This is a genomic window from Methylomonas sp. BG-2, from assembly GCF_057766305.1.
In genome coordinates, this window is the sequence record NZ_JBYMAP010000029.1 from 1 (window position 1) to 26,787 (window position 26,787).

The window sequence follows — 26,787 nt, forward strand, 5'->3', positions numbered from 1 at the left end:
CCATTTCCGCGAACAGCCGAAGCTGATAGTCGAGGTGCTGTCCGACTCGACCGCTAAATTCGACCGCGAGGACAAACGCGGCTACTACCAAGCGCTGGAAAGCCTACAGGAATATGTGCTGGTGGCGCAGAGCTGCATGGACGTGCGCGTTTACCGGCGCGCGGCCGACGGCTGGGACATGGCGATCTACACCGACGGCGCGACAATCCCGCTACCCTCGCTGGACCTGAACATCGCCATCGAACGGATTTACGAAGCGGTTTGGGAATGACCAGGCCACATGCGTTTTGACGATGGGCGCGTCGATTGAGCTAAAAATACGATGATTGCGAGCCGCGGGCCTATCGGTTTTTTACTATCGTATGCTGGCTGTTGTTCTATTTGGCGCCGTTGGATTCGGCCTCGTCTTCCGCAGGCGTGGCAACTTTGATACCGCCAGCGCTTTGATGCTCGGCCACCACGGTCCCTCCCGCATCGCCGCCGCCACCGAACCAGGCGATTGCTGTGTGGATGGCCGCGCCGCCGATAAACAAATGGAGCAGCACCATCAGCAATAAACCCGCTTTTATCGGATGTTTCATGTTCGGATTCCTTCCAGACCTGTAGTTCTTCAATACTGGTGATTTGTAACTCGGTAAATCTAACAAACCCCGCCAGATTTCGATATGCGATGTATTGCCGCACCCGGCAAAAATGCCGAATCACCGGCGTTCCGCCGGCCCGTCGCTATAACCCGTATTTACGCCGCTTGCGCCAGAAGGTGGCCCGGCTCATGCCGGCGTAGCGGGCCGCTTGTTCCAAGTTGCCGCCACCCTGGGCCAGGGCTTCGCGGATCAACGCGACTTCGTCGCCGGCGCGAGCTGCGGTCCGACCGGCGAGCGGCGGGTTGGCCGCCGCGCCCAACGGTTCGCGGAACTCGGGCGGCAAGTCTTCCAACCGCATTTCGCCGCCCCGCCCCACCGCGAATGCGTATTCGACGACATTCTGCAATTCCCGGACGTTACCGGGCCAGGGGTAATCTAGCAGCAAGCGCATCGCTTCCGGCGCGATGGCATCGATCCGGCGCCGGCCTTGCAGATTGTGGCGTTCAATTAAATGCCACAGCAACAGACCGATGTCCTGGCGGCGATCGCGCAACGGCGGCAGATAAATCGGCACCACCCGCAAGCGGTACATCAAATCTTCGCGGAAGCGGCCGGCCTTGACTTCCTCGCGCAACGAGCGGTGAGTGGCGGCAATGATGCGCACGTCCACGCTGACCGCCGCGTCGCCGCCAACCGGGATGAAATTGCGCTCCTGTAACACCCGCAGCAGCTTGGCTTGCAACTCAAGCGGCAATTCCGCGACTTCGTCCAAAAACAGCGTGCCGCCGTTGGCGCGCTGAAACAAGCCGATGTGATGGCGCACCGCGCCGGTAAACGCGCCCTTGACGTGGCCGAACAGTTCGCTCTCCAGCAAGCTGGGCGTCAGCGCCGCGCAGTTGATCGCCAGAAACGGCTGGAAATGGCGGGGGCTTTCCAAATGCAAGGCGTGGGCGACGATTTCCTTGCCGGTTCCCGATTCGCCGCGAATCAGTACCGTCACTTCGGTTTCGGCGACGTTACGGATAATGGCGATCGCTTCCCGCATCAACGGATCGCGGGTCAGGATGCCGTGGAAACTGTCGTGGTCGCCGACGCTGGCCGGCTGGGGATCGGTTTGCGGGCGAACGATTTCCAGCGCTCCGACAAACACGCCGTTACCGTCGAAAAACGCCCGCGCGGTGCGATAGCACGCCAACGTGGCGCCGTTAGGCAGGTGAACGTTCAATCCCTGCGCCTTGATGATGCGCAGTTCCGCCAAGTTGCAGGGATCGCCTTCGGCGTCGCAATGCAGCACGGTGTGACAGGGTTGGCCCAGCGCGGCTTCGGCGCCGATGCCGAACAGCTTTTCGGCGCTCTTGCTCCAAAACAGGATCTGGCTATCGGCATCGACAATAAACACCGCGCCGCTGTCGGCCAGATCGCTGAGCACCTCGATCACCGGCTCGGCGCCGGCCCGGTAAAGCCAAGTCTTAAACAATGCGGATGAGAACGGCATGAGCGCTCCAGACAGTTGTTTCAAAAATGTTTCAAGCGTATCAACATTGTTTCAATGTTTCATCATGAAACAAGCATCCTCAAGCCCCTTTCCGTTTACATCGACTAAAATCAAACACTTAGCTAATCTCGATTCAATACAGGCTATTGGCACGGCTCTTGATAGCGTATTGACAACCTTTACCCGATTCAATCAAGCAGGAGAATGACGATGCTATTCCGCCAACTCTTCGAACCCGAAACCTCGACCTATACCTATTTGCTCGGCTGCGAACGCACCCGCCGCGCCTGTCTGATCGATCCGGTCGCCTCGGAAGTACCCACCTATATCGACTTGCTGAACGAATTGAGTCTGAAACTGGTGTACACGATGGAAACCCACGTCCACGCCGACCACATCACCGGCGCCGGCCGCTTGCGAGAACTGCTCGGCAGCAAAAGCGTCGTGCATCGCGACGCCGGCGCGATGTGCGCCGACTTGCTGGTCACCGGCGGCGTGCCGCTGCAAATCGGCGACTTGGAGTTCGAAGTCCGCCATACGCCGGGCCATACCGCCGGCTGCGTATCCTACGTCATGAGCGACCGGGTATTCACCGGCGACGCGCTGCTGATCGGCGGCAGCGGCCGGAGCGACTTTCAGCAAGGCGACGCCGGCCAGCTCTACGACAGCATCACCGGCCAACTGTTTACGTTGGCCCCGGACACGCTGGTGTATCCGGGCCACGACTATCAAGGCAACACGGTCTCGACCATCAAGCAAGAGATGGCGAAAAACCCGCGCATCGGCCAAGGCCGTAGCCGCGAGGAATTCATCGCGATCATGGCGGAACTGAAACTGGCCTACCCGCGCTTTATCGACCAAGCCTTGCCGGCCAACCAGTCCTGCGGCATGACCGGCGCCGGAGCCTAAGCCATGATCACGGCCTTCGCGTTGGCGATTGCGATCGGCTTGCTGCTGGGCCTGCTGGGCGGCGGCGGCTCGATTCTGACCGTGCCGGTGCTGGTCTATTTGCTGCACGTCGCGCCGAAAACCGCCATCGCCACCTCCTTCGTCGTGGTCGGCATCTCCAGCCTGATGGCCTTGATTCCGCACGCCCGCCGCGGCCATGTGTGCTGGAAAAGCGCGCTGGCCTTCGGCGTCGCCGGCATGCTGGGCGCCTTCGGCGGCGGCCGGCTGGCCGGCCAGTTTTCCGGCGATCTGCTGATGGCCTTGTTTGGTCTGGTCACGCTGTTAACGGCCTTGGCGATGATCGCCAACAAACGGCCGCCGCAACCCGGTGAAGCGGTCGGCGGCGGCCTGTGTCCGCTGAATACGCCCTACCCGCGCTTGTTGTTCGACGGTTTGTTGGTCGGTGGTTTAACCGGCTTGGTCGGCGTCGGCGGCGGCTTTTTGATCGTGCCGGCGCTGGTGTTGCTGGTGGATTTGCCGATGGCCGCCGCGATCGGCACCTCGCTGCTGATCATCGTCATCAACGCCGTGGCCGGCTTGGCCGGTTACAGCAATCACGTGGCGCTGGATTTGACGTTGACCTTGACGTTCACAGGCGGCGCGGTGGTCGGCAGTCTGCTCGGCGGCTGGCTGTCCAACTATCTGAGTCCGGCGGCCTTGAGGCGCGGTTTCGGTTGGTTCGTGCTGCTGGTGGCCGGGTACGTGCTGTCCAACGCCGTGACCGCCGAACTGTGGAGCGAATTGCAGGACCTGATAGCCGATCGCGCGCAATTCAACCGCTTGCTGGCCGGCACCGCCATTTTGCTGACCTTGCTGTTGATCGGCGGTCGAATTCATCGCCGTCCGCCCGGTTCGCCGCCGCTAAAGCGGCCGCTCACGCATTAATCGAGTCGCGCTCGACCGCAAACGGCACCGACCCAGGGACGGCCGCCGCGCCGGAATCGCCGGGCGGACAATAACGATAACCAGGGTTCGAGGGGGGAATATGTCTCAAACGTTCAGCCGCGCGCGTCGGCATTTTTTCGCGCAAACCGGGGCCGGTGTACTGGCTTGGGCCGCGATGCCCGGCTTGGCACGGGCGATGGAAGGCATGGGCGACATGCCGAAAACGCCGCCGCGCAAGGCTTCGGTGAGTTTTCACCCGGATGTCGAACTCGATCTAATCTGCCAGCCAGCAACTCAAGCGATATTGCCCGGCCAGCCGACTCGGGTGTTGAAGTACGTTGGCAAACTGCTCAAGGGCCCCGCCGGCACGTTGACCGAATTGCCGGATTCATACCTGGGACCGCTGTTACGCTTCGAAACCGGCCAAAAAATCCGCATCAATCTGCGCAATCGCCTACACGGACCAACCATTACCCATTGGCACGGCTTGCACGTGCCGGCCGAGATGGACGGCCATCCGCTCTACCAAATCGCCAGCGGCGAAACCTACGTCTACGAATTCGAGATGCGCAACCGGGCCGGCATGAACCTGTATCATCCGCACACGCACAACTTGACCGGCAAGCATGTCTACCAAGGCCTGGCCGGCGCCATTCTGGTGAACGACCCCGAGGAACGCCGCCTGGGGCTGCCGGACGGCGAGTACGAAATACCGATCGTGATCCAGGACCGCCGTTTCGACGCGGAAAACCAGCTGGTCTACGCCGGCCACATGCGCGACCGGATGATGGGATTTTACGGCGACCGGATTCTGGTCAACGGCCGCCCTGATTTTCAGCTCGACGCCGCCGCTCGGGCTTACCGTTTCCGCGTCCTCAACGGCTCAACGGCGCGCATCTACAAACTGGCTTGGGACGACGCCAGCCCCGTCACCGTCATCGGTTGTGACGGCGGTTTGCTGGAAACGCCGATCGACAAAGCTTACGTGATGCTGGCGCCCGGCGAACGTATCGATGTCTGGGCGGATTTCAGCGGGCGTAAAGTCGGAACGCGGTTAACGATGCGCAGCCGTTCTTTTTCCGGGGTATTGCCGGGGATGGCCGAGCGAATGATGGGCGGCATGCTCGGCTCGGCGCTGCCGGTTGGCGGCGATTACCCGATTTTTCAAGTGCGGATAACACGCCCGGCCGGCGACAGTCCGGCATTACCCCACAAATTGTCTACTATTAAGCGCTATCGGCCGACCGATACCGCCAATCCGCGACAACCCATCCCGATCGGCATCTCGGAGGGTCCGATGCGCATGGTGTTAAACGGTAGGCCTTACGCATTCAACGACATTCAGCCCGGCGAACGCATCAAGGTCGACACCTTGCAAACCCTGGAGATTTTTCATGCCCACGGCGACGGACACGGCGGAATGGGCCGGGGCGGGATGATGGGCATGGGGCGGCACGGCATGGGCGGCAATAGCGGCATGATGATGGCGATGGCCCATCCCATCCATTTGCATGGTCAGCCATTCCAAATTCTCGAGCGCGACCAAACGGCCGGTGAAAGCGCCGGTTACGCGTCGGTCAAGGACGGCTTTGTCGATAACGGCTGGAAAGATACCGTGCTGGTCATGCCGGGCGAACGAATCAAACTGATCAAGCCGTTTCAGGATTTCAAGGGCTTGTTCATGTACCACTGCCACAACCTGGAACACGAAGACCTGGGGATGATGCGCGACTTCCTGGTGGAGTAGCGCCTTACCCTAGGTGATGGAGGATCGAATCATGTCCGTGGAAAAAGTACAACTCGACATTGGCGGCATGCACTGCGGCGGTTGCGAAGCGGCGATCGCCGAGATTCTGCAGGCCCTGCCCGGCGTCCAGGTCGACGCGGTCAGTTACGCGGAACACTATGCCAAGTTCAGCTACGACAACCGCTTGATGGATCTGCGCCGCGTGCAAGCCGCGCTGGCGGCGCGCGGCTATCAAGCCAATCCCAGGCCCGCCGGCACCGAAATCGGTCGTGTTTGGGGCGTGCTGGCGTTTGTATTGCTTTTGGTTGGCGTCGGCGGCGTGACCTTTTGGGGGAAAAGCCTGATGCCGGAGGTGATGCGACAAATCGGACCGCACATGGATCACGGCCTGCTGCTGGGCCTGGGCTTTTTAACCGGCTTTCACTGTATCGGGATGTGCGGCGGCTTTGTGGTCGGCTATACCGACCCCACGAGAGGCAAGTTTCGGCAAGCGCTGTCGCACTTGGTCTACGGACTGGGTAAAACCGCTTCCTATGCCGTGATCGGCGCCGGATTCGGCTTGCTGGGCGGCTTGATCGCGATTACGCCGACGATGCGCGCCGTCGCCGCGCTGGCGGCCAGTCTGTTCTTGGTGCTGTACGGCCTGAAAATGCTGAATGTTTTCGGTTGGTTGCGGCATTTTGGTTTACGCGGCCCGGCCGCGTTGAACCGGCAAGTCCGCGAGGGCTTGCGGCGGCCGCGCGGGCCGCTGGCGACCGGCCTGTTAACCGGATTGTTGCTGGGCTGCGGACCGCTGCAAGCCATGTACGTGATGGCGGCCGGCAGCGGCGATCCGATGCAAGGCGCGACGATTTTGACCTTGTTCGGTCTCGGCACCCTGCCGCCATTGTTGGGTTTCGGCCTGTTCGCGACACTGTTGCCGGCCGGCGCGATGCGGCAGTTGGTCAAGGTGTCGGCGCTGTTGCTGCTCACGATGGGGGTGATGATGGGCATGCGCGGCATGAAAATGCTGAACGCGGTTCCTGCCGACCCGGCCTCGGCCATGCACGGCCAAATGCACTGAGGAAAGCCGCATGCAACCGCAACGTTTCGACCCATGGTACGAAAGCAACAAGATCAAGGCCGACCAAATCGGCAACCTGCTGATCGAAGCCTTTCATTATCTGGCCCTGTTCGTGATCGGCGCCAGCATCGTCTGGTCGGCGGTGGTGGCCTACGGCGGCATGATGCTGCAAGGCCACGCCACGATAGGCGACATCTTGCTGCTGTTCATTTATCTGGAATTGGGCGCGATGGTCGGCATTTACTTCAAAACCAATCTGATGCCGGTGCGTTGCTTGATTTACATCGCGATCACTGCGTTGGCCCGCTTGTTGATCGGCGATATTCAAGCCCACCATCAGGCCGGCCCCGGGATTTTAATGATTGCCGGCGCCATTCTGATGCTGGCAATCGCCACCCGCATCATCCGCAAACCCGCCGACGACCACTAACGGCACGGAACCACGGAGCCAAACTCATGCAAAACGCCAAACCCATGCCACCCAACCTACCCCGCGCCGGATTGTTGCGCTGGGAAATCGGCTTCGCGCTGCTGATCAAACTACTGTTCTTGATCGGCCTGTGGTTTTTACTGTTCCGCTGGCTGGACCGTCCGACCGGTCCGCCGGACATTGCCGCCCGGCTGGCCCTGCCCGCCGCGGCGCCGGCAACGCTTTCCACCTCAACCGTAAAGGAGTCCCACCATGTTCGGTGACGATATTGTTATGCTGTCCCGCATGCAGTTCGGTCTGACCGCGCTGTACCACTTTCTGTTCGTGCCGCTGACGCTGGGCATGACCTTTATTCTCGGCATCATGGAATCGGTGTACGTGATGACCGGCAAGGAAGTCTATAAAGATATGACCCGCTATTGGGGCAAACTGTTCGGCATCAACTTCGCGATGGGGGTGACGACCGGTCTGACGCTGGAATTCCAGTTCGGCACCAACTGGTCGTACTATTCCCACTATGTCGGCGATATTTTCGGCCCGTTGCTGGCCAGCGAAGGCTGGATGGCGTTCTTTCTGGAATCGACCTTCGTCGGCCTGTTTTTCTTCGGCTGGGACAAATTGTCTAAAGTCCAGCATTTGGCGGTAACCTGGCTATTGGCGATCGGCACCAACGTATCGGCGCTGTGGATTTTGATCGCCAACGGCTGGATGCAGTACCCGGTCGGCGCGGAATTCAACTATGAAACACTACGCATGGAAATGACCAGCTTCGCCGACGTGTTCTTCAATCCGGTCGCCCAGGTCAAATTCGTGCATACCGTGGCGGCCGGCTACGTGACCGGCTCGATGTTCGTGCTGGGCATCAGCTCCTGGTATTTGCTGAACAAGCGCGACATCGGCTTTGCCAGACGCTCGTTTTCAATCGCCTCCGCCTTCGGCTTGGCGTCCATTCTGTCGGTGATCGTACTCGGCGACGAGAGCGGTTACACCTCGGGCGAGACCCAAAAAATCAAGCTGGCGGCCATCGAAGCCGAATGGGATACCCACCCCGCGCCCGCCAGCTTCACGGTCTTTGGGTTTCCGGACCAGGAAACTCAGCACACCGATTACGCGATCAAGATTCCGTTCGTACTGGGTTTGATCGCCACCCGCTCGATAGACGAGGACGTCAAGGGGCTGAAAGACTTGCGCGCCGACAGCGCCGAGCGCATCAAACGCGGCATGGTGGCTTACGCCGAACTGCAAAAACTGCGCGGCGGCGACCTGAGCGCCAAAGCGGCCTTCGACGCGCACAAGGCCGACCTCGGTTACGGCCTGCTGCTGAAAAAGTACACCGAAAAGGTCGCGGACGCCACGCCGGCGATGATAGAACAGGCCGCCGACGACACCATCCCCCGGGTCGCACCGCTGTTCTGGACCTTCCGGATCATGGTCGCCTGCGGCTTTACGATGCTGTTCATCTTTGCCATGGCGTTCTACTACTGCGCAACCCGCGTCGCCGACCAAAAACGCTGGCTGATGCGGATGGCGCTTTGGTGCATTCCGCTGCCGTGGATCGCCGCCGAAACCGGCTGGTTCGTCGCCGAAGTCGGCCGCCAACCCTGGACCATTTCCGGCGTGCTTCCCACCCACCTGAGCGTGTCCAATCTCGAAGCTGGCCAGCTCTGGTTCAGTTTGGCCGGATTCGCGCTGTTCTATACCGTACTGCTGAATATCGAGATGTATCTGATGTTGAAGTATGTCCGGCTCGGGCCGAGCAGTCTGCATACCGGGCGCTATTGGTTCGAACGCGGCACCGTCGCGGCGCAGTAATCCAGCAGCCGTTTAATAGGAGAATAGGATGAAACTCATCTACCCAACCTTGCTGGCCCTGGCGTTTGCCGCCTCTGCCGGTCCCAGCCAAGCACAGCCACCGGCCAGTCCGGCCCGTTTGGACCAGGTCGCCGAACGCGGCGGTCACGTCATGCCGTTCGCATTGGACAAAACCCTGCACGTGTTCGAAAAAACCGAACACGGCGGTCTGCAGCAGGTGATTGCCAAGGACGCCAACGACGCCGAGCAGATCGGCCTGATCCGCCAACACTTGGCCGACATCAGCGCCGGCTTCCGCAACGGCGACTTTTCCAAACAGCGGCGCATACACGGCGACGACATGCCGGGTCTGGCGGAATTGGCCGCTGCGGCCGGCGCGGTGCGTTTTAATTACCGCGAGTTGCCCAACGGCGCCGAAATCGAATATTCGGCGGAACAGCCGGCCTTGGTCGATGCGATCCACCGCTTCTTCAGCGCTCAGCTCAGCGATCATGCCCGCCACGCGGTCGGCGGACCCGCCATGAAATGCGAGCAGGACGGACATGCCGGCCACATGCACGACAGGCACCACGGCCATCACGGCCACGGCGCGCCATCCACAAACCCACAGGAGTAAGCCATGTTCGATTACGAAACCATACGCGTCATTTGGTGGCTGTTCATCGGCGTCGTCGGCATCGCCTTCGCGCTGACCGAAGGCTTCGATTTCGGCGTCAGCACGCTGTTGCCCTTTGTCGGCCGCAGCGACGTCGAGCGCCGAGTCATCATCAACACTGTCGGCGCCACTTGGGAAGGCAACCAGGTTTGGTTGATCCTGCTGGGCGGCGCGGTGTTCGCGATCTGGCCGGCGGTTTACGCCACGCTGTTCTCCGGCCTTTACGCGGCCATGTTGCTGGTGCTGTTCTCGTTGTTTTTCCGGCCGGCCGGCTTCGACTACCGCGGCAAGATCGAAGACCCGGTCTGGCGCAACACCTGGGATTGGTGTTTATTCCTGGGCGGTACCCTGCCGCCGGTTTTGTTGGGCGTGCTGGTCGGCAACCTGATCCTGGGCCTGCCATTTCATCTGGACCAAGACCTGCGCACCTTCTATGACGGCACCTTCCTGGGCTTGCTGAGCCCGTTCGCATTGTTATGCGGCGTCACCGGCTTGTTGTTGACCACCTTCCACGGCGCGCTGTTCTTGAAATGGCGTAGCGAGGGCACGATTCATCATCGTTCGATACTCGCGGTCGAACTGCTCGGACCGCTGCTGCTGACCGCACTGTTGGCGGCGACGCTGTGGGTGTTCTTCGGCCTGGAACGCCCGGAAATCACGCAAATCGCGGCCGGCGACGCGCCGTCCAACCCGTTGCGCAAAACCGTGGTCGCGGCCGGTGCCGGCTGGTTCCAGCACTTCATGGCGCATCCGTGGATGTGGCTGGCGCCAGCGGCCGGTTTCGCCGGTGTGTTCGCCGCTTGGCTGCTGGGCAAGGGCGAATCGCGGGGCGCGGCGTTCTGGTTTAGCAGCTTGGGAATTGCCGGCATCGCGCTGACGGTTGGTTTCGGCCTATTCCCGTTCTTGCTGATTTCGTCCACCGCCCCCGGCTCCAGCTTGACGCTGTGGGACGCCAGTTCCAGTCACACCACCTTACTATGGGCATTCTGGATCACCGTGGTGTTTTTGCCGATCGTGCTGCTATATACCCGCTTCGTTTACAAGGTGATCTGGGGCAGCGTTACCGAGGAAACCATCTTGAACGATAGCCATACGCTTTACTGAACCGGAGACTGACTATGTGGTACTTTGCCTGGATACTCGGCGTCGGCTTCGCCGCCGCCTTTGCGATCATCAATGCGATGTGGCTGGAATCGGTCTGCGATATCGACCGACACGGCGTGGACGAATCCTGCGATCATCCGCGCCAACGCACCGACTGACAACCGCCCCGGCCGCGCCCGCGCGGCCGGATTTCTCAAGTTTGCGCGAGCGGCAACACCACCCGAAACGTTGATCCCCGCCCGAGTTCGCTAGCGACTTCCAGCCGTCCGCCGTGTTTTTTGACGATGTTTTGCGATACCGACAGACCTAGCCCCGTCCCCTTGCCGACCGGCTTGGTGGTGAAAAACGGCTCGAACAAACGGTTTAGGTGTTCGGGCGCAATGCCGTCGCCGGTATCGGCGATCTCCACCCACGCGTCGCTACCGATGACGCCGGTGCGAATGGTGATTTCTCCCTTGGTCTTGATGGCTTGGCCGGCGTTGATCAGCAGATTCATGAACACTTGGTTGAGCTGCGACGGCAGACAATAAATCGGCGGAACATCGCCGTATTGCTTGCTGACCGTGCAATGGTATTTGAGCTCGTTCCAAATGATATTGAGCGTCGAATCCAGGCCCTTGTGTAAGTCGGCCGTTTCCCACAGGTTTTCGTCGGCGTGGGAAAAGTCCTTCAAATCCTGGATGATTCCTCGAACTCGCGCCAAACCCTCCCGCGATTCGGCGATCAAATCGGGTATGTCGTTGCGTAAAAACGTTATATTCTTGGCTTGCTTCAGAGCGCGAGCCCGCGCCAACGCTTCGCTGTCGGGATGCTCATCCGCCAGCGCCGCGTCGCAGGCGTCGAACACGGTAAACAGATCGGCGATATAGTCGTTTAACGCGTTCAGGTTGGAATTGACGAAACCGATCGGGTTATTAATTTCATGTGCCACGCCGGCCGCCAACTGGCCGATCGCCGCCATTTTTTCCGATTGCAACAGTTGCAGATGCACCTGTTGATTTTCCTGTTGCCGGCGTTGCACCTCGGCCTCCAGAAAGGTATTTTGATTTTGCAGCCAATCCCTGGATTTTTTCAGCTCCAGATGAGTCCGCACCCTGGCCAACAAGATCGACAAGTGGCAGGGTTTGTTGATGTAATCGACCGCCCCCAGCTTAAGACCGCGTTCTTCGTCGCTACCGGAAGTCAACGCGGTGACGAAAATCACCGGTATCGCGGCGGTGACCGGATCGGCCTTCAAGCGTTCGATGACCTGATAGCCGTCCATGTCCGGCATCATCACGTCGAGCAGAATCAAGTCCGGAAATCCGCCGGTCCGGATTAGTTGCAAGGCCCGTTCGCCGGAATTGGCCACCAGCACATCATAATAGGGGGCCAAGGCCTGGCCGAACACGGTCAGATTCGTCGGATCGTCATCCACCAATAAAACGGTTGCGCCGGACGCGCCGTTGGGAGTTGCAATGTCCATCGGATCACTTCGTTGTTAAGCGGCAAAAGGCTAAAGGGAACGGCACATTGGCCGACAACCCAGTTCGGCAATGCAGTCCATAGTGTATTATCCGCACTTCAACCCAGAGAACCAACGTTAATCTATCCATGGCCATCCTAACCTGGAACAATCAGCTCAATGTCGGCATTCCATCGGTCGATGCCCAACATCGACGGCTGGTGGACATCCTTAACCAGCTTGACGAAGCGGTCGCGGTCGGCGAAGAGCCGCAGGCCATTTTGGATCTGGTGGCGGCCTTGATCGATTACACCGATTACCACTTCAAGCACGAAGAAGAACTGATGCGGCAAGCCGCCAACTTCCCGGCCGACGATTTTGAGCTGCATTGCCGGCAGCACCGCGAATTCGTGGCGACCGTGCAGGCCGAGCAACAAAAGGCCATCGTCGAACCCGACCGGGTCTCCAATGCCTTGCTGGAGTTTCTGGTCGGCTGGCTGTCGTCCCATATTCTGTATGCCGACAAGAAGATGGCTCAGGCCATTGACGACAATCACCCGGACAACCCGGACACATTGAAGCGGCAACAGACCGACATCATGCAAAGCAACCTGTATTCGGCGCTACGGGAAAGCGAGTCCCGCTTTCGGGCGCTGGCCGACCTGCTGCCGGCGCTGATCTGGATCACCAACGCCCAGCACATTCCGATTTTCTGCAATCGCTATTGGCTGGAAACCTTGGGCTTGGCGAAAACCGAGCTGAACCTGGAAAACTGGATGCAATTGATCGACGCACAAGACCGAGCCAGAGTCAGGCAAAGCTATTTGCAGGCGGCCGTCGATTTACAAGCGGCGCGGATCGAATACCGGTTGGTCCCCCCCGGCAAACCGCCCATCTGGGTATTGGAAACAGCGGTTCCTCGGCTGCGCGGTAACGGCCGTTTCGCCGGTTTGATGGGCTGCGGCATGGACATCAGCGTGCAAAAACAAGCCGAAACGGCGTTGGAAGGCTTGGTCGAACAGCGCACCCAAGAGCTGCGGGTCGCCAACGAAAAGCTGCAAATCGAGAAAAACCAGGAACGCCTGCTGAACCAACAACTTAAGGAAGCGCAAAGCCACTTGCTGCAATCGGAAAAAATGGCTTCGATCGGCCAGCTGGCGGCCGGCGTGGCCCATGAAATCAACAACCCGCTCGGCTATATTTACTCCAACCTGAACACACTCCGCCAGTATCTGCAAGACCTGCTGAAACTGAGCGAAGCCGGCGAACGCTTGGTCGGCCAATTGCCGGCCGATCATCCCGAAGCCCAAACACTGCGTAACTTGCAAAAATCGCTGGACCTGAACTTTATTAAAAGCGATTTACCGGATCTGGTCGCCGAAGCCATGGAAGGCGCGGTGCGCGCCAAGAAAATCGTCCAGGACTTGCGAGATTTCTCGCGTATTGATGCTCTGGAATTAGCGCCGTTCGACTTGGAAGCCGGGCTGGACGCCACGCTGAACATTATCAACAACGAGCTAAAATATAAGGCGGAAGTCGTCAAGGAATACGCCGGGCTCAAGCCCTTCCCCTGCGTCGGCGCCCAACTGAATCAAGTATTCATGAACCTGCTGGTCAACGCCGCGCAAGCCATCGACGACTTCGGCAAAATTACGATACGGACCGGCTATCAGGACGACGACTGGCTGTGGGTAGAGATCGAGGACAGCGGCCATGGCATCCCGGCCGACATCCGCAATAAAATCTTCGATCCGTTTTTCACGACCAAACCGGTCGGCAAGGGAACAGGCTTGGGGCTATCGTTATCCTACAAGATCATTCAGGATCATCGCGGCCGTATCGAGCTGGAATCAACACCCGGACAGGGCAGCCGGTTTCGGGTGTGTCTACCCATCCACTAATCCGCCGCAGGCAAGGCAACGACCATGACCGACTCGACCGCCACCGAACCCGCCGCCGCGCCGATAAATTTGTTGTTCGTCGACGACGAGGCCAACATTCTGAAGGCCCTGCGGCGACTGTTTCGCGGCGGTGAATATCGGGTGGAAACCGCCGAAAGCGGCGCCGAAGGCCTGGAAGTTTTGGCCCGTCAGCCTATCGACTTGGTCATTTCGGACATGCGCATGCCGCAAATGGACGGTGCCGAATTCCTGACCCGCGTCGCCGAGCGCTGGCCGGACACGGTCCGTATTCTATTAACCGGCTACGCCGATCTGGAATCTACGGTGGCGGCGGTCAACAAGGGGCGGATTTATTGCTATTGCAGCAAGCCGTGGGAAGATAACGAACTGAAAATTCTGGTCAACAACGCCGTCGAGCAAAAGCGTCTGCGCGACGAACGCCAGCGTCTGTTCGCGATCATCAACCGCCAAAACGAGGACCTCAAGGACCTCAACGCTCATCTCGAGGAAAAAGTCGAGCATCGTACCGAACAATTACGGCTGTCGCTGCAAAAGCTGGATCAAGCCCACAATGCGTTGAAACGCCAATACGTCGACTCGGTAAAAGTCTTCGCCAAAATCGTCGAAATGCGACCCGGCATCAAGAGCGGCCATTCGTTGTTCATCGCCGAAAACGCCCGTCATGTCGCGCAACGCATGGGCTTGAGCTCCGACGAATCGCGCGACGTGCTGTACGCGGGCCTGTTGGCGCAGATCGGCAAAATGAGCTTGCCGGACGAATTGCTGCGGCAACCGCTACACCTGATGTCCAGCCACGATAAGAAGCGCTTCTTGCAGAACGGTCAGGAAGGTTTCAATCTGCTGCACGGCATCGACGCCTTGCAAAACGCCGCCGATATCATCCACCACCAATACGAACACTTCGACGGTTCCGGCGAGCCCAACTCACTCCATGGCCACGAAATTCCGCTGGGATCGCGCATCCTGGCGGTGGTCCGCGATTACATCTGCTTTCTGGACGGTTTTATCACCGGATCGGCGATGACGGTAGACCAAGCTAAAAGCCGGTTGCTGTTGCGCAAGCACAGCGACTACGATCCGGACGTGGTCGAAACCTTCTTACGCTTGTTGTCGGAAACCAGTATCGAGGACAAGCGGCCAATCATCGAAATTTCCTGGACTCAATTGCAAGCCGGCATGGAAGCCGCCGAGATCATCTGCAACGACGTTCTGTATCTGAAGAACACCATTCTGACCGCCGCTCAGGTGGACAGCATCCTGGACATGCGCAAACGCAGTAAAAACCTGGTGCTGCGCATCCGGGTTTAACCGGCGTCGCGCTTCAATTGACGCCGTAACGCTTGAACAGGTAACGCAGTTCTTCCAAGCCGTCTTCGATGGACCAAGTCACCGACTGCGATAATAGATCGAGCACGATAATCGCATTCACGGTGGCGTCCTGGCTGATCGCCGCCTTGAAGCGCCGCGTCAGGGCTCGATTGACGATCTGCAACTGCTGGTAAATGTCGGCCAGTTTGTCGAGCTCCCACGTCGCCTCTTGACCGTCCTTATGCAAAAAATACTGCGCGAGCAAAAACATTGAGGTGGTGCGATAAACCGTTTCCTCGGAACTGGCCAGCGGCAAATGAAAATGCGCCATCGGTTTTAGAAATTCGGTATGCGGACAAGGACTGGTCGCCATGATCAAACCGAGCAGGGAGCTCAACGCGCGTTGCAGCGTGGTTTCGCCACTGACGGTGCGCTCGGCGGTGACAACCCGCACCTTGACGCTGGTATAAGACACCAAGGCCCCGCACCAATCGATCAACGAAATCAAATTGACCGCCACCGGGCAAAACGGCGTGCGTTCGACCGCCAACGGGCAGTTTTCACACTGCTGGTAATCCAGCTTGGCCCAAAACGGCCGGGCGTCCGATGCCGGCGCGAGCAGGGTTTCGGAACCAGCGTCGATCTCCAGCAGCAATTCCCGAGAACTGCCGTCCTCGAAGGTCAAGGTATATCGAAAAAAGTTGTTTTGCTTGAACACGGCCGCGAAAACCCTAACTATCATTATATTATTGACGCAACGAGCCAACGACCCGCCTCCCCACGCCGATGAACGCCCAACCCGCCAGCATCCTGATCGTCGACGACGAACCCAACATCCTAAAAGCCCTGACCCGGCTGTTGCGCCACTACCAGGTCTTCTCCGCCGACAGCGGCGAGGAGGCTCTGCTGCTCGCGAGCAAGCAAGCGTTCGATCTGGTGATCAGCGATTACCGAATGCCGGGCATGGATGGTATCAGTTTTTTAATGAAATTCATGGTTCTACAGCCGGACGCGGTTAGATTGATCCTGACCGGTTACGCCGACTTGGAAGCCACGCAACAGGCCATTAACGAAATCGGGGTGTTCCGGTTCCTGAACAAACCCTGGAACAACCACGAAATCGTCAACGCCGTTGAAAAAGGTCTGGAATTGAAACGGGTGTTGTTGGAAAACCGGCGACTGGCCGATCAGGTCCGCGTGCAACAAACCCGCCTCGACCAGCAGGCGGCGATTTTGCGCGCCCTGGAAGCGGAAGAGCCCGGCATCACCAAAGTCAATTGGGGGCCCGACGGTTCGATTATTATCGACCCCGCCGACCTGGACGACGACGATCCGCTCAACGACTGGAAGCGCTGAGCTTTGCCGTTCATTCCGGGTCCGACGCCAAACCATTCCCCCAATCCAACCATTCCGGACGAGGCTGCCAATTGGCCACCCAATCCGCCAAACGCGCGGCGGGAATGGGTCTGGCGATACAAAACCCCTGCGCCTGTTCGCAACGCAGTTTCAACAACTGTAAGCCCTGCTCGATACTCTCCACGCCTTCGGCCACCACCTGGCGGCGAAAGCTGCCGGACAGGTTGATGATGCCCTCGACAATCGCCAAGTCCTCGGGATCGTGCAAAATGTCGCGGATAAAGGATTGATCGATCTTCAACACTTCGGCCGGAAGCGCCTTCAAATAGGTCAACGACGAGTAGCCGGTACCGAAATCGTCGAGCGCGAACGTCACTCCCATGGCCTGGCATTCGCGCATGACCTCGTAAACCCGGCCGATGTCGGCGAGCGCGGCGGTCTCCAGAATTTCCAATTCCAGACAAGAAGCCGGCACGTTGGGGTGGTCGTTCAAATGCGCCGCCAAGCGGCTGGTGAAATCCTCGCGCAGCAAATGCCGTGGCGCGATATTGATGCCGATTTTGATCGTCAAGCCGCTTCGCCGCCAATCGTCCAGATGATCCAGCACACTGCCCAACACCCAATCGCCAATCTCGACGATCAAATCGCTGTTTTCGGCGACCGGCAGAAACTCCAGGGGCAATAACAGCCCGCGTTGCGGATGGCGCCAGCGGATTAAGGCCTCGGCGCCGAGCACCTTGCCGGTGCGCATATTCACCTTGGGCTGAAAAAACAACTCGAACTCTTGGTTGCGCAAGGCTCGTTCGACGTCGGCCAACGCTCTGCCCCGTTCGTGGGCGGCTTTATCCGACTCGGGATCGAACAAATTGTGACGGTTCTTGCCGGCGTGTTTCGCGCCGTACATGGCTTGATCGGCATGCCGCAGCAAGGTATCGGCATCGGCGTCGTCTTCCGGAAACAACGTGAATCCGATACTGGCCGACACCCTTAGCTCCAGATTGTCGATCAAAAACGGCCGGGCCACCGAGGCCAAAACCCGCTGTAAAATCGTTTCGCATTCGTCGCGATCGGATAACTCCAGCAACAGCAAAACAAACTCGTCGCCGCCGATCCGCGCCACGGTATCGCCCGCGCGCAGGCATTCGGTGATGCGCCGGGCAATCGCAATCAACATTTGGTCGCCCAATTCGTGGCCGTAACTGTCGTTGATCGGCTTGAATCCGTCCAGGTCCAAATAGCAAACCGCCATCTGCCGCCCCGAACGCCGCGTCTGGGCAATCCCCTGAGTCAACCTGTCCACCAGCAGCAAGCGATTGGGAATCCCGGTCAACGGATCGAAATGAGCAATTTGCTCCAGATCGTGTTCGTGATTTTTCAACTGGGTAATGTCGGCAAACAGGCCGATGAAATGGTGAATCGCGCCATTCTGATCGCGTACCACCGAAATCGAACTGAGTACCGCGTAATGCCGGCCGCTCTTGTGGCGATTCCACAGTTCGCCATGCCAATAGTTTTGTTCCAACAGAGTCTGCCACATCGTGTCGTAAAATTCGGCCGGCTGGCGGCCGGATTTCAGGACCCGAGGGTTCAGTCCCAACACCTCGTCGCGCTGATAACCGGTGATTCGGGTAAACGATGCATTGACATCCAGAATCAGATTCTCGGCATTGCTAATCACGATGCCGTCGTGCGTGTGGGCGAACACGCTGGCGGCCAGGCGCTGCTCGGTCTCCCGCGCCAGCAGCGCCATCCGCAAGCGCTCCCGTTCCAGCAAATTATGGATCCGCAGCCGGGCGATATTGATGTCGATGGGCTTGGTCAAGTAGTCGGTGGCGCCCAGGGCCAGCCCGGCCATTTCGGTGTTTTTCTCGTTAAGGGCGGTCACGAAAATGATGGGAATGTCCTTTAAACTGGCATCCGCCTTAAAACGCCGGCAGGTCTCGAAACCGTCCATGTCGGGCATCATAATGTCCAGCAACACCAAATCGGGCGGATCGTCCTGGGCCAGCGCCAAGCCTTTCGCGCCGGACGTGGCGATTTGAACGGAATATTCGTCCTGCAATGCCATTCCCAACAGCGCCAAATTGGCCGGGGTATCGTCGATCGCGAGAATTTTCAGTTGACGTTCGTTCATAGCGGCCCGACACCCGTTGAATTTTCGGCGCGTAATGCCCGTAGCTGGACCAGCGCCCTATCGAAACTCATGTCGTTGATCGCCTGCCCCACCGCCAGAAACCGATTTTGCAGCGGACTGCCTTGCAGCAATTGCTGCAAGGTCTGATATTTGCCGACCGCGTTGAACAGATTTTTTTCCAATAGTACGTCCAGTTCATCCAGCAAGGCCGCAATCCGCTCCGAGTCCAGATGCGCGGCGGCCGCGGATAAGGTCGATGGCGCTTCGGCGGCGTGCCATCCGGGCAAAAACCGGGCGAGTTGGCCGGTCAACGCCTTCAGCTCCAAGGGCTTGACCAGAACGGCGTCCATGCCGGCATCCAGACAACGCTGCCGATCTTCGGCAAAGGCATGGCCGGTCAACGCCACGACCGGCACGCGCCGCCCGCCGTCGTCAGCTTCCCGTTGCCGCAGGCGCCGGGTCGCTTCGTAGCCGTCCATGTCCGGCATCCGGCAATCCATCAACACCAGATCGACCAACTGTTCGGCCAACACCGTCAGCGCCCGGCGACCGTCCTCGACGCTGATCAGCCTGACCGGCTGATCGGCCAGCATCGCTTCAACCACCACCCGATTGGTTTTATCGTCGTCAACGATCAGGATGCACGGCACTCGGCCATCCGTCGACGCGACGATTCGTCGGCAGGCGTCCACGGCAGACCGCGCCGGCTCGGATGCCGGCTCCACCGCCGTCGGCTCGCCGCGCACCCGAAACCAAAAACGGGCGCCGGCACCGGCCACGCTGTCCACGCCGGCGCAACCGCGCATCAATTCAGCGAAACGCCGCACGATGGATAGCCCCAGCCCTGTACCGCCGTAACGCCGGGCAGCGCCGGCGTCGATCTGGGTGAACGGCTTGAACAACAGCGCTTGTTGCTCCGCCGGGATACCGATGCCGGTATCGCTGACCGAAAACTCCAATTCGGCGCCGCCGGCTTCGCCGGCCAATTCCCGGCCTTCGACCCGAATTTCGCCGTGCTCGGTAAATTTAATCGCGTTGCTCAGCAAATTCGACAGCATTTGCCGCAAGCGCACCGGATCGAGCAAGTAATGCCGGTCGGGTTCGGCCAGCCAATCGGCGTGTAACGACAAACCTTTTTGGCGGGCGCTCTCGGCGTAAAGCTGCCGCGTTTCCTCGATAATGGTGGCCGGCGCGACCGCGACTTCCACCAATTCCAGCTTACTGGCTTCGATTTTGGACAGATCGAGGATATCGTTCAAAAGGGCCAGCAGGGTCTGGCCGGAGTTCAGTATGGTTTGGGCATACTCCCGATGCTTTTCCGGATTGCCGCCAGGCAGACTCAACAATTGGGCCATGCCCAGGATGCCGTTCAGCGGCGTGCGGATTTCGTGCGACATCGTCGCCAAAAAATTGCTTTTGGCCCGGTTGGCGGTTTCGGCGACGCGAGTCTTGATCTCGTTGTTTAGGATCAGGGCCATATGCGAAAGAAAGGGTTGCAGGTAGTCGCGCATTTGCGCCGATCCGAGCAAATCGGTCATTTTGACGACGCCAATCAGCTCCTTGCCGACCAGCAGCGGCATCACCCAAGTGCAGGCCACCGGTATCTCGGTCCCGCGCAACAAGGTATGGCGACTATCGGTGGCGGACTCGATGAAACGCCGGCTGCCAAAGGCCTCGGCAACCAGCGGATCTTCGACCTCGGTCAACACCCGACGTTCGCCGAACAAATTGGCGTAATGCAGCTTGCCTTCGTCGAGATAGTAAATTTCGACGTTGCTGCCGCCCAAGGTGCCGCACAAGGCCGCCATCCAACTTTCCAGCAAGCTCTCGACACCGGCCACGGTATTCAGCAATTCGACCATGTGCAACACCAGATACAAATTGGCTTTTTCTTCGGATAATTTGCGGACCCGCGCCTCCAGACGCTCGATGCGCTGCCGCAGATGGCGAGGATCGGCCGCCGCTGTCATGATTCCTCGGCTAAACGGCGTTGTATCGCATCGGCCAATACCGCCTCCAGATGCGCCAAATCGACGTCCCGCCATTGCAACGGCAAATCGACAAAACGGGCGGCGGCCTCGGCGGCCGTGGAGAAGTCGCCGTTGCACGGGGTGCGCAAGGCCAGAATGTATTTGTGGCTGCTGTGGAAGATTTCCCGGACTACGTCCAATTTGCTACCGAAACAGGCGGTAATCATCGGTTCCCAAGTCAGCGCCCAGTCTTCGACCAGAAAATACGCGCCCTTCTCCAATTCTTGCATGAATGCCTCGTAGCCAAGCAGCATGACGATGCAATTCTGGCCATGCGTCCGGCAGGTGTGGTGCTCATCCAGGAAATGTTCCATCAACGGATGACAACCGCCGTAAAACACCACGGTTTTTTCGCCGGCCTGCTCGCGTTCGGTCAAAGCCTGATTCAATTCGGCGGACAGGCGGTTGAGATAATTGTGTAGCGCCGAATCCAAAAAATGAGTTTGCACGTTCCACTGGTTTTTTTCGATCAGCAGATTCACTTCCTTGCGTAGGATACCGCAACCGACCATGGTCAGCGGCGGCGAGTCTTGCTTGAGCTCGAAGCTTTTCATTCCAGCCTCCCGTATTCGAAAGCGGCATCGACCATCGCGCGGATGTTAGCTGCCGGCACCGCCAGCGGCATGATGCCGTTGCCGAACAAAAAATGGCCGCCGGGCTTGCCGATCTCGACGATGTGCTTGACCTCGGCGCGCGTCTGCTCGGGCGTCCAGTGAATCATTTTAATGTCGTCGATAACGCCGCAGGTTAGGCCGCGCGTGCCGATCAGCCGTTTGGCTTCCGCCAGATCGGCCAATGGACTGATATAGTGCGCGTGGATGTCCAACTCGTCGAACACCAGCCCGATGACCTCGTTAAACGGCGCCATGCCGCAGTAATACACCACGTTTTCCACGCCGTCGCGCAAATCCTGTTTCATCCACGGCAACACCAGGTTTGCAATCTGTTTGCGGCTGACAAAGGCGGGCGATCCGAACGGCGTCGAGTACACCAGCACGTTGGCCCCCGCGGCGCGCAACGCGGCGATCTGCTGGCGAAAGAACGCCGAGCATTTGCGCAGCAACTCGTCGCGCAGATCGAAAGGCCCGAGTAAAAACAACTCCATCCACTTGTCCATTCCCATCAAAATGGCCGGTAAGGTGGTCGAAGCGGTGACGTACGCGCAAATCGGGTGGGTGGCGCCGACCTCAGCGCGCAAGATTCTTAAACAATCGGCCATGGATTGCCAGGCCGGCAATTGGGTGATGTCGGCCGGCACCTCGAACTTGGCGATGTCGTCCAACGCCTTGATCACGAAATCGGCGACATTGGGGACGCCGTCGTCGGCGAACAATATTTCCCGGCATCCCAACAACTCGGCCTCCTTGCCGACGTAATGCAAACTCCAGACGTTGTCGTAGCCGTACAATTTCAACAGCCGTAACTGCGCCTCGGCCACCGCCGTGCCGTCGGCAAAATAGGCCTCCGAGCTCATGCCAAGCAGACCCGCGCCGTGGTCGAGCAAATTGCAAAACACCGGAATGCGCGGGGCCGGTGCGCCGGCGATTGCGGCGGCCAGAATTTGCAACGGCGTCATGGCTTCACCTCCCGAATCAAATCGACGATGACCTTGGCGGCGGTAACGCCGTCGGGCGCCCAGGCGTCGGCGCCGACCTTGACGTACAACGCCGGGTCGAAACGGTAAGGCGCGCCGCCGACCGCCAATTTAATCCGGTCTTCCAGGCCGCGTTCCTTCAACAAGGCCCGCACCCGCGAACTGCCTTTTTCACCGGTCGCGGTATGTACCATCATCGCGGAAATCGCAATCACCTGAGCGTCTTCCTCAACCGCCGTATCGACGAATTTTTCCGCGCTGACGTTGGTGCCCAAATCTACCACATCGACCATTAGCGACTTCAAGCAACCGCTGACGATGCGTTTGCCCAACGAATGCAGGTCGCCGTAGGCGGCGCCGATCACCACCCGGCCTATCATTTCCGGCGGTTTCCGGAATTTTTCCAGCATGCGTTCGGTCACGTCGGCGGCGATCTGCGCGGTCATGAAATGCTGAGCTAGATTGGCGTCCGGGTCTTTTTCGATGATTTCCATCATCTGTTCGACGGCCGGAATCACCAGCTTAAACACCACGTCCTCGGGGCTGATCCCCTGTTCCAACGCTTGATTGACGACGGCGAACGCCCCTTGCTTATCGGTTTCGAACACCGCTTCGTTGTAAGACTTGATGTAGGATTCCAAATCCATGATCGCTCCTAATTGGGGATCGGGCATAAACGCAAATGGTCGATAAACCGCGCTTCGTAAGCCGGCGAATCGCCCAGATTGACGACGCCGGCCCGCGCCAACACGGCCCCCAGCCGCGATTCGCCCCGAGCATCCAACAGCAGTTGCTCGCAGCCGGCCAATCCGGCGTTCGCCATCATTTTAGTGCGTTCCGCCGACAATGCCGGCAACAAACCCACCCGAACCGCGTGGCGCAAATCCAAATGCCGGCCGAAACTGCCGCAAATCCATAGCGCGGCCAATTCGCTGACCGCCAATCCGGCATCGGCCAGCAGTTGCGTCATCGCGGCGGCGGCCGATGCCTTGGCGCGCTGGAAAGCATCGATGTCGCTGGGAAAAATCGCGCTACGCGGCACGGCCGGATCGAGGCGAAAACCTTCGGCCGGCGGCGCTTCGGCAAACCGCCCGGAGGGCTTGAGCAGTTCGGCGTCCAACAACAACGCCACCGCGTCGATAAAGCCGCTGGCGCAGAAACCGCGCGCCGGCCGGTCGCCCAGGGTCCACCACTGCCAGCCGCGATCACCCTTGGTCACGCGGGCGATTGCGCCGGGCTCGGCCGACACGCCGTTGCGCAGGCCGACGCCTTCGAAGGCCGGTCCGCCCGGCACCGATGTAACCGTCAAACGCGCGCCGTCCCACAACGCGATTTCGGTATTAGTACCGAAGTCGGCCAACAACATCGGCGCGGTTTGTTCGGTGATGCCGGTGGCCAGCACATCGGCCAGCAAATCCGAACCGATAAAACCGGCCAGCGGCTGAACGATGCGAATATCCGCCGCCGGCGTGCGCCAGTCGCGGCGCCAAGCGTCAAGGTCGTTCGGCTGGCAGGCAATCGGACGCTGCCAGTTTTCCGGCCGGTACAGGGTGTCGCCGTCGCCGCCGCAAATCAGCGTCAGCATCGCGGTGTTGCCGACGATGACCGCTTTACCGAGTTGGGCCAGAATCGGCGTGATTTCGCCCAAATCCCGGCTCAGAATATCGCGGATACCGTCCATCACCGCGTCTCGGGCCAGCCGGCCAATTGGCCGATCCTCGCCGTCGCGGCTTTCCGCGTCCAGGCGAGTCAACACGTCCGCGCCGACGGCGACTTGCGGGTTGACGCCGAAGCGGCTGCCGATGCGCCGGCCGGACTGCCGGTCCCAGAACGACAAGCGGATATGAGTGGTGCCTAAATCGACCGCGACGCCGTAAATGCCGCCGCGAACCTCGGGATCGCCCGGCCAACGGCCGCCAAAGTCTTCGTCCAGCGCCAGCCAGATCGACGCCGGCGCCGGGTTATCCAAATACAGTTCGCCCGGTCCGCGCGGCCACAACTGACAGGCCAAGCGCACGCCGGCCTCCCGTTCCTCAATGGGAATTTTTTGATATTCGGCCAAGGTCGGCGGATTGAAGTCGCCGCTAACAATCCGTATCAAACAGGCGCCGCAAGTCCCCAAGCCGCCGCAGGCCGCGCGCACCCGGAGTCCGGTCGCGTCCAGCGCCTTCCGCACCGAAATATCGCCGGTCAGCGCCAACGTCAGCCGCTGATCGGCACTGGCGATCTCGACCGGCCAAACCGGCGGGTTTTCGATTAATGGATCCGCCAAATTGCTCTCCAGTGAATGACCGTGCACTTCCCCCGTCGGCCCGGCCCAGGACAATCTCGCTCGGACTTCGGCAACCGGCCGGGAAGTCAGGCGGGTACACAAGACCTTGAATAGCCGTTGACCGGCTTTCGACTCAACTATAGTCCGAAAACCGGCCCCCGACCGGCGAAACCCTCCCAGCGACCCGCCGGCGAACGACGGGTTCTCAAGAAAATATGTGGATTGCGCGGTGCTGATTCGTTTGATCCAATAGGACACCTGACACTTGACCGGCACGGCCGATCGGGTCGGCCAACCTCGACAAACCGGGGCGCATTTCGCGCAACCCAACATCTCCGAGACTTGAACCGTTCCGTTCGCCCCCTGCTCGCCGCCGAGGCCTATCCGAAAACGCACCGCCGACTCCAGGGATTTTGAACACTGTTACCCACATGGCCTTATCGATAGACGACATCAGCGGGATCTATTTCTGCGCGCGGCCGCAACTGCAGCAATTTATCGTGCGGCGCGTGCAATGCCCGGACACCGCCGCCGAGCTGCTGCAAGAAGTGTATTTACGTCTGCCGCATCTGAAGCCGCCGCCGCAAACCGAAGGCGAAGTCCGTGCCTGGCTGTATCGAGTGGCCGGCAATTTGTCGATAGACCACATCCGCGCGCAGAGCCGCCACGCCGAGTTATTGGAACGGTTTTGCGGCGACGCCGGCGAGGAAGACGCGGCGGCCGCGCCGGACCAAATCGCAATGTTCGGCGAGGAAATTCAACGGGTCCAAGCGCTATTGGCGCAACTGCCGCCGCGTTGCACGCAGATCCTGCGGCTGAATCGGCTGGAAGGTTTGACCTACGGCGAAGTCGGCGCCCGCCTGGGCATTTCCCGCAGTCTGGTCGAGAAAGAGATGGTGAAAATACTGGAGCATTTGCGCGCCGGGCTGGACGACGAGGACGAGGCGCTATGAAGCGGCCGGCCAAATATGTGCCGCAACGTGGGTTGGTTCGTTATTGGAGTATCCACTTCGCTCAAGGTAAGGCCGATGTCTAGCTCCGATACCAACCACCCAAACCGCGAAACCATCGAACGAGAAGCCGTGGCTTGGCTGGCTCGGCAACTATCCGGCGAAATGACCGACCGTGAGCAGGCCGACTATCAACTCTGGCTGGCCCGCGACCCTCGACACGCCGCCGCCAACCGCAAGATGCAACGCCTAGCGCGGCTGTTGCCGCAAGCCATCGCCGCCGTGGACGCCCAACCAAACGCCACGGCCAGCGCGCCGCGCCCGCCCGGCCCGGATGCCAAGGCATCGCCAGCGCGGCGGTTTCGGCGAGCGCGATCTCTCGGCGGCGGGCTGGCGGTCGCGGCCAGTCTGGTTTGGGCGGTTTGCGGCGGCTATTGCGCCAATTTGTTGTCCCATCCTTGGGCCGACTATCGAACGCGGGTGGGCGAACAGCGCACCGTTCAATTGAGCGACGGCAGCAGCGTCTACCTGAACACGGATACGGCCTTGGACGTCAGCATGAGCGCCGGCGAACGGCGTGTCGAATTGTTGCACGGCGAAGCCGAATTCGAGGTCGCCCACGACAGCCAACGCCCCTTTCGCGTGACCAGCGGCCAAGCCACGACCGAAGCGCTGGGCACCCGCTTTGTGGTGCGCTATGCCGGCGACACCGGCCGAATCACGTTGCTGCAAGGCCGGGTCCGCGCCAGCATCAAGCAAGCCGAGACGATGCTGAATCCCGGTGAGCAGGTCGGCTTCGATAGCGCCGCATTAAGCGACATCGCGCCCGCCGATGCGTCCGGCGCCGACGCTTGGCGCCGCCAACGCTTGGTGATGAATTTCGTCACCCTCGGCGAAGTCGTCGCCGAAATCAACCGCTACCGCCCCGGCCACGTCTGGTTGTTGGACGACGGCTTGGCTCAACGCAAAATCCACGTCTCGGTGGACATCCGGCAAATCGACGACTGGCTGCAGGCCTTGCCGAATACCTTGCCGGTCAAGGTCAGCCAGCTGC

General features: G+C 59.8%; 26 protein-coding genes. 16 read left to right on the forward strand and 10 right to left on the reverse strand.

All coding sequences use genetic code 11. The features are described 5' to 3' along the window. The coding region (locus AC3B8H_RS04450; protein WP_488440414.1) for a Uma2 family endonuclease at window positions 1-271 on the forward strand (271 nt) is incomplete at its 5' end. Between the two features lie 106 nt (window positions 272-377). Here AC3B8H_RS04450 and AC3B8H_RS04455 read toward each other — a convergent pair. Together AC3B8H_RS04455 and AC3B8H_RS04460 are read right to left on the reverse strand one after the other, a co-directional pair. Continuing rightward, a complete protein-coding gene (locus AC3B8H_RS04455) occupies window positions 378-581 on the reverse strand; it encodes a hypothetical protein (protein ID WP_488440415.1) in 204 nt (67 codons plus the stop codon). A 145-nt stretch (window positions 582-726) separates the two neighbouring features. Continuing rightward, window positions 727-2,079: a sigma-54 interaction domain-containing protein gene (locus AC3B8H_RS04460; protein ID WP_488440416.1), complete on the reverse strand. Its 1,353-nt coding sequence runs from the start codon at window positions 2,077-2,079 to the stop codon at window positions 727-729. 210 nt (window positions 2,080-2,289) lie between these two features. Here AC3B8H_RS04460 and AC3B8H_RS04465 point away from each other — a divergent pair, with 210 nt between their 5' ends. From AC3B8H_RS04465 to cydX, 10 genes are all read left to right on the forward strand, one after another. Next, entirely contained in the window at window positions 2,290-2,988 is a 699-nt protein-coding gene (locus AC3B8H_RS04465; RefSeq protein ID WP_488440417.1) for an MBL fold metallo-hydrolase, read from the forward strand. A gap of 3 nt (window positions 2,989-2,991) precedes the next feature. Further along, a complete protein-coding gene (locus AC3B8H_RS04470; RefSeq protein ID WP_488440418.1) occupies window positions 2,992-3,912 on the forward strand; it encodes a sulfite exporter TauE/SafE family protein in 921 nt (306 codons plus the stop codon). A 100-nt stretch (window positions 3,913-4,012) separates the two neighbouring features. Beyond that, a complete protein-coding gene (locus AC3B8H_RS04475) occupies window positions 4,013-5,659 on the forward strand; it encodes a multicopper oxidase family protein (RefSeq protein ID WP_488440419.1) in 1,647 nt (548 codons plus the stop codon). A 31-nt stretch (window positions 5,660-5,690) separates the two neighbouring features. Next, the gene (locus AC3B8H_RS04480) at window positions 5,691-6,722 is read left to right on the forward strand and encodes an urease accessory protein UreH domain-containing protein (protein WP_488440420.1); all 1,032 of its coding nucleotides are present in this window, start codon (window positions 5,691-5,693) and stop codon (window positions 6,720-6,722) included. Window positions 6,723-6,732: 10 nt separating this feature from the next. Further along, window positions 6,733-7,152 carry a phosphate-starvation-inducible protein PsiE gene (locus tag AC3B8H_RS04485; RefSeq protein ID WP_488440421.1) on the forward strand — a complete coding sequence of 140 codons (420 nt, stop codon included), beginning with the start codon at window positions 6,733-6,735 and terminating at the stop codon, window positions 7,150-7,152. Window positions 7,153-7,178: 26 nt separating this feature from the next. Continuing rightward, on the forward strand, window positions 7,179-7,415 hold the full coding sequence (locus AC3B8H_RS04490) for a hypothetical protein (protein ID WP_488440422.1): 237 nt from the start codon (window positions 7,179-7,181) through the stop codon (window positions 7,413-7,415). Then, entirely contained in the window at window positions 7,405-8,964 is a 1,560-nt protein-coding gene (locus AC3B8H_RS04495) for a cytochrome ubiquinol oxidase subunit I (RefSeq protein WP_488440423.1), read from the forward strand. The genes AC3B8H_RS04490 and AC3B8H_RS04495 overlap by 11 nt, the downstream gene beginning before the upstream one ends. A 28-nt stretch (window positions 8,965-8,992) precedes the next feature. Then, window positions 8,993-9,580, forward strand: a complete 588-nt coding sequence (locus AC3B8H_RS04500; protein WP_488440424.1) for an aspartate carbamoyltransferase — start codon at window positions 8,993-8,995, stop codon at window positions 9,578-9,580. Between the two features lie 3 nt (window positions 9,581-9,583). Further along, window positions 9,584-10,723: a cytochrome d ubiquinol oxidase subunit II gene (cydB, locus tag AC3B8H_RS04505; RefSeq protein ID WP_488440425.1), complete on the forward strand. Its 1,140-nt coding sequence runs from the start codon at window positions 9,584-9,586 to the stop codon at window positions 10,721-10,723. 14 nt (window positions 10,724-10,737) lie between these two features. Continuing rightward, a complete protein-coding gene (gene cydX, locus AC3B8H_RS04510; protein ID WP_488440426.1) occupies window positions 10,738-10,881 on the forward strand; it encodes a cytochrome bd-I oxidase subunit CydX in 144 nt (47 codons plus the stop codon). 35 nt (window positions 10,882-10,916) lie between these two features. Here the strand turns inward: cydX and AC3B8H_RS04515 are convergent, their stop codons facing one another. Then, on the reverse strand, window positions 10,917-12,188 hold the full coding sequence (locus AC3B8H_RS04515; RefSeq protein ID WP_488440427.1) for an ATP-binding protein: 1,272 nt from the start codon (window positions 12,186-12,188) through the stop codon (window positions 10,917-10,919). Between the two features lie 128 nt (window positions 12,189-12,316). On the opposite strand from AC3B8H_RS04515, the gene AC3B8H_RS04520 reads away from it, so the two are divergent. Next, complete coding sequence (locus AC3B8H_RS04520) at window positions 12,317-14,068, forward strand: bacteriohemerythrin (protein WP_488440428.1); 1,752 nt, start codon at window positions 12,317-12,319, stop codon at window positions 14,066-14,068. A 24-nt stretch (window positions 14,069-14,092) separates the two neighbouring features. Then, on the forward strand, window positions 14,093-15,397 hold the full coding sequence (gene nosR, locus AC3B8H_RS04525; RefSeq protein WP_488440429.1) for a response regulator c-di-GMP phosphodiesterase, NosR family: 1,305 nt from the start codon (window positions 14,093-14,095) through the stop codon (window positions 15,395-15,397). Between the two features lie 13 nt (window positions 15,398-15,410). Here nosR and AC3B8H_RS04530 read toward each other — a convergent pair whose 3' ends face one another. Then, window positions 15,411-16,139 carry a DUF6901 family protein gene (locus tag AC3B8H_RS04530; RefSeq protein WP_488440430.1) on the reverse strand — a complete coding sequence of 243 codons (729 nt, stop codon included), beginning with the start codon at window positions 16,137-16,139 and terminating at the stop codon, window positions 15,411-15,413. A 44-nt stretch (window positions 16,140-16,183) separates the two neighbouring features. Here AC3B8H_RS04530 and AC3B8H_RS04535 point away from each other — a divergent pair, with 44 nt between their 5' ends. After that, window positions 16,184-16,753 (forward strand): response regulator, encoded by a 570-nt coding sequence (locus AC3B8H_RS04535; RefSeq protein ID WP_488440431.1) that lies wholly within the window; start codon window positions 16,184-16,186, stop codon window positions 16,751-16,753. Window positions 16,754-16,763: 10 nt separating this feature from the next. Here AC3B8H_RS04535 and AC3B8H_RS04540 read toward each other — a convergent pair whose 3' ends face one another. The 6 genes from AC3B8H_RS04540 to AC3B8H_RS04565 are packed head-to-tail and all read right to left on the reverse strand — an operon-like array spanning window position 16,764 to window position 24,783. Continuing rightward, a complete protein-coding gene (locus AC3B8H_RS04540) occupies window positions 16,764-18,887 on the reverse strand; it encodes a GGDEF/EAL domain-containing response regulator (protein ID WP_488440432.1) in 2,124 nt (707 codons plus the stop codon). Next, a complete protein-coding gene (locus AC3B8H_RS04545) occupies window positions 18,884-20,857 on the reverse strand; it encodes an ATP-binding protein (protein WP_488440433.1) in 1,974 nt (657 codons plus the stop codon). The genes AC3B8H_RS04540 and AC3B8H_RS04545 overlap by 4 nt, the downstream gene beginning before the upstream one ends. Continuing rightward, window positions 20,854-21,471, reverse strand: a complete 618-nt coding sequence (locus AC3B8H_RS04550) for a DUF1638 domain-containing protein (protein WP_488440434.1) — start codon at window positions 21,469-21,471, stop codon at window positions 20,854-20,856. The genes AC3B8H_RS04545 and AC3B8H_RS04550 overlap by 4 nt, the downstream gene beginning before the upstream one ends. After that, on the reverse strand, window positions 21,468-22,493 hold the full coding sequence (locus tag AC3B8H_RS04555; RefSeq protein WP_488440435.1) for a uroporphyrinogen decarboxylase family protein: 1,026 nt from the start codon (window positions 22,491-22,493) through the stop codon (window positions 21,468-21,470). Before AC3B8H_RS04555 ends, AC3B8H_RS04550 begins: the two co-directional genes overlap by 4 nt. Continuing rightward, a complete protein-coding gene (locus AC3B8H_RS04560; protein WP_488440436.1) occupies window positions 22,490-23,158 on the reverse strand; it encodes a cobalamin B12-binding domain-containing protein in 669 nt (222 codons plus the stop codon). The genes AC3B8H_RS04555 and AC3B8H_RS04560 overlap by 4 nt, the downstream gene beginning before the upstream one ends. Window positions 23,159-23,166: 8 nt before the next feature. Beyond that, window positions 23,167-24,783, reverse strand: a complete 1,617-nt coding sequence (locus AC3B8H_RS04565) for an ASKHA domain-containing protein (protein WP_488440437.1) — start codon at window positions 24,781-24,783, stop codon at window positions 23,167-23,169. A 431-nt stretch (window positions 24,784-25,214) separates the two neighbouring features. Between AC3B8H_RS04565 and AC3B8H_RS04570 the strand changes: the two genes are divergently transcribed. Beyond that, window positions 25,215-25,736 carry an RNA polymerase sigma factor gene (locus AC3B8H_RS04570; RefSeq protein ID WP_488440438.1) on the forward strand — a complete coding sequence of 174 codons (522 nt, stop codon included), beginning with the start codon at window positions 25,215-25,217 and terminating at the stop codon, window positions 25,734-25,736. A gap of 75 nt (window positions 25,737-25,811) precedes the next feature. Then, window positions 25,812-26,787, forward strand: a 976-nt coding sequence (locus tag AC3B8H_RS04575; RefSeq protein ID WP_488440439.1) for a FecR family protein, incomplete at its 3' end; no start/stop codon positions are given.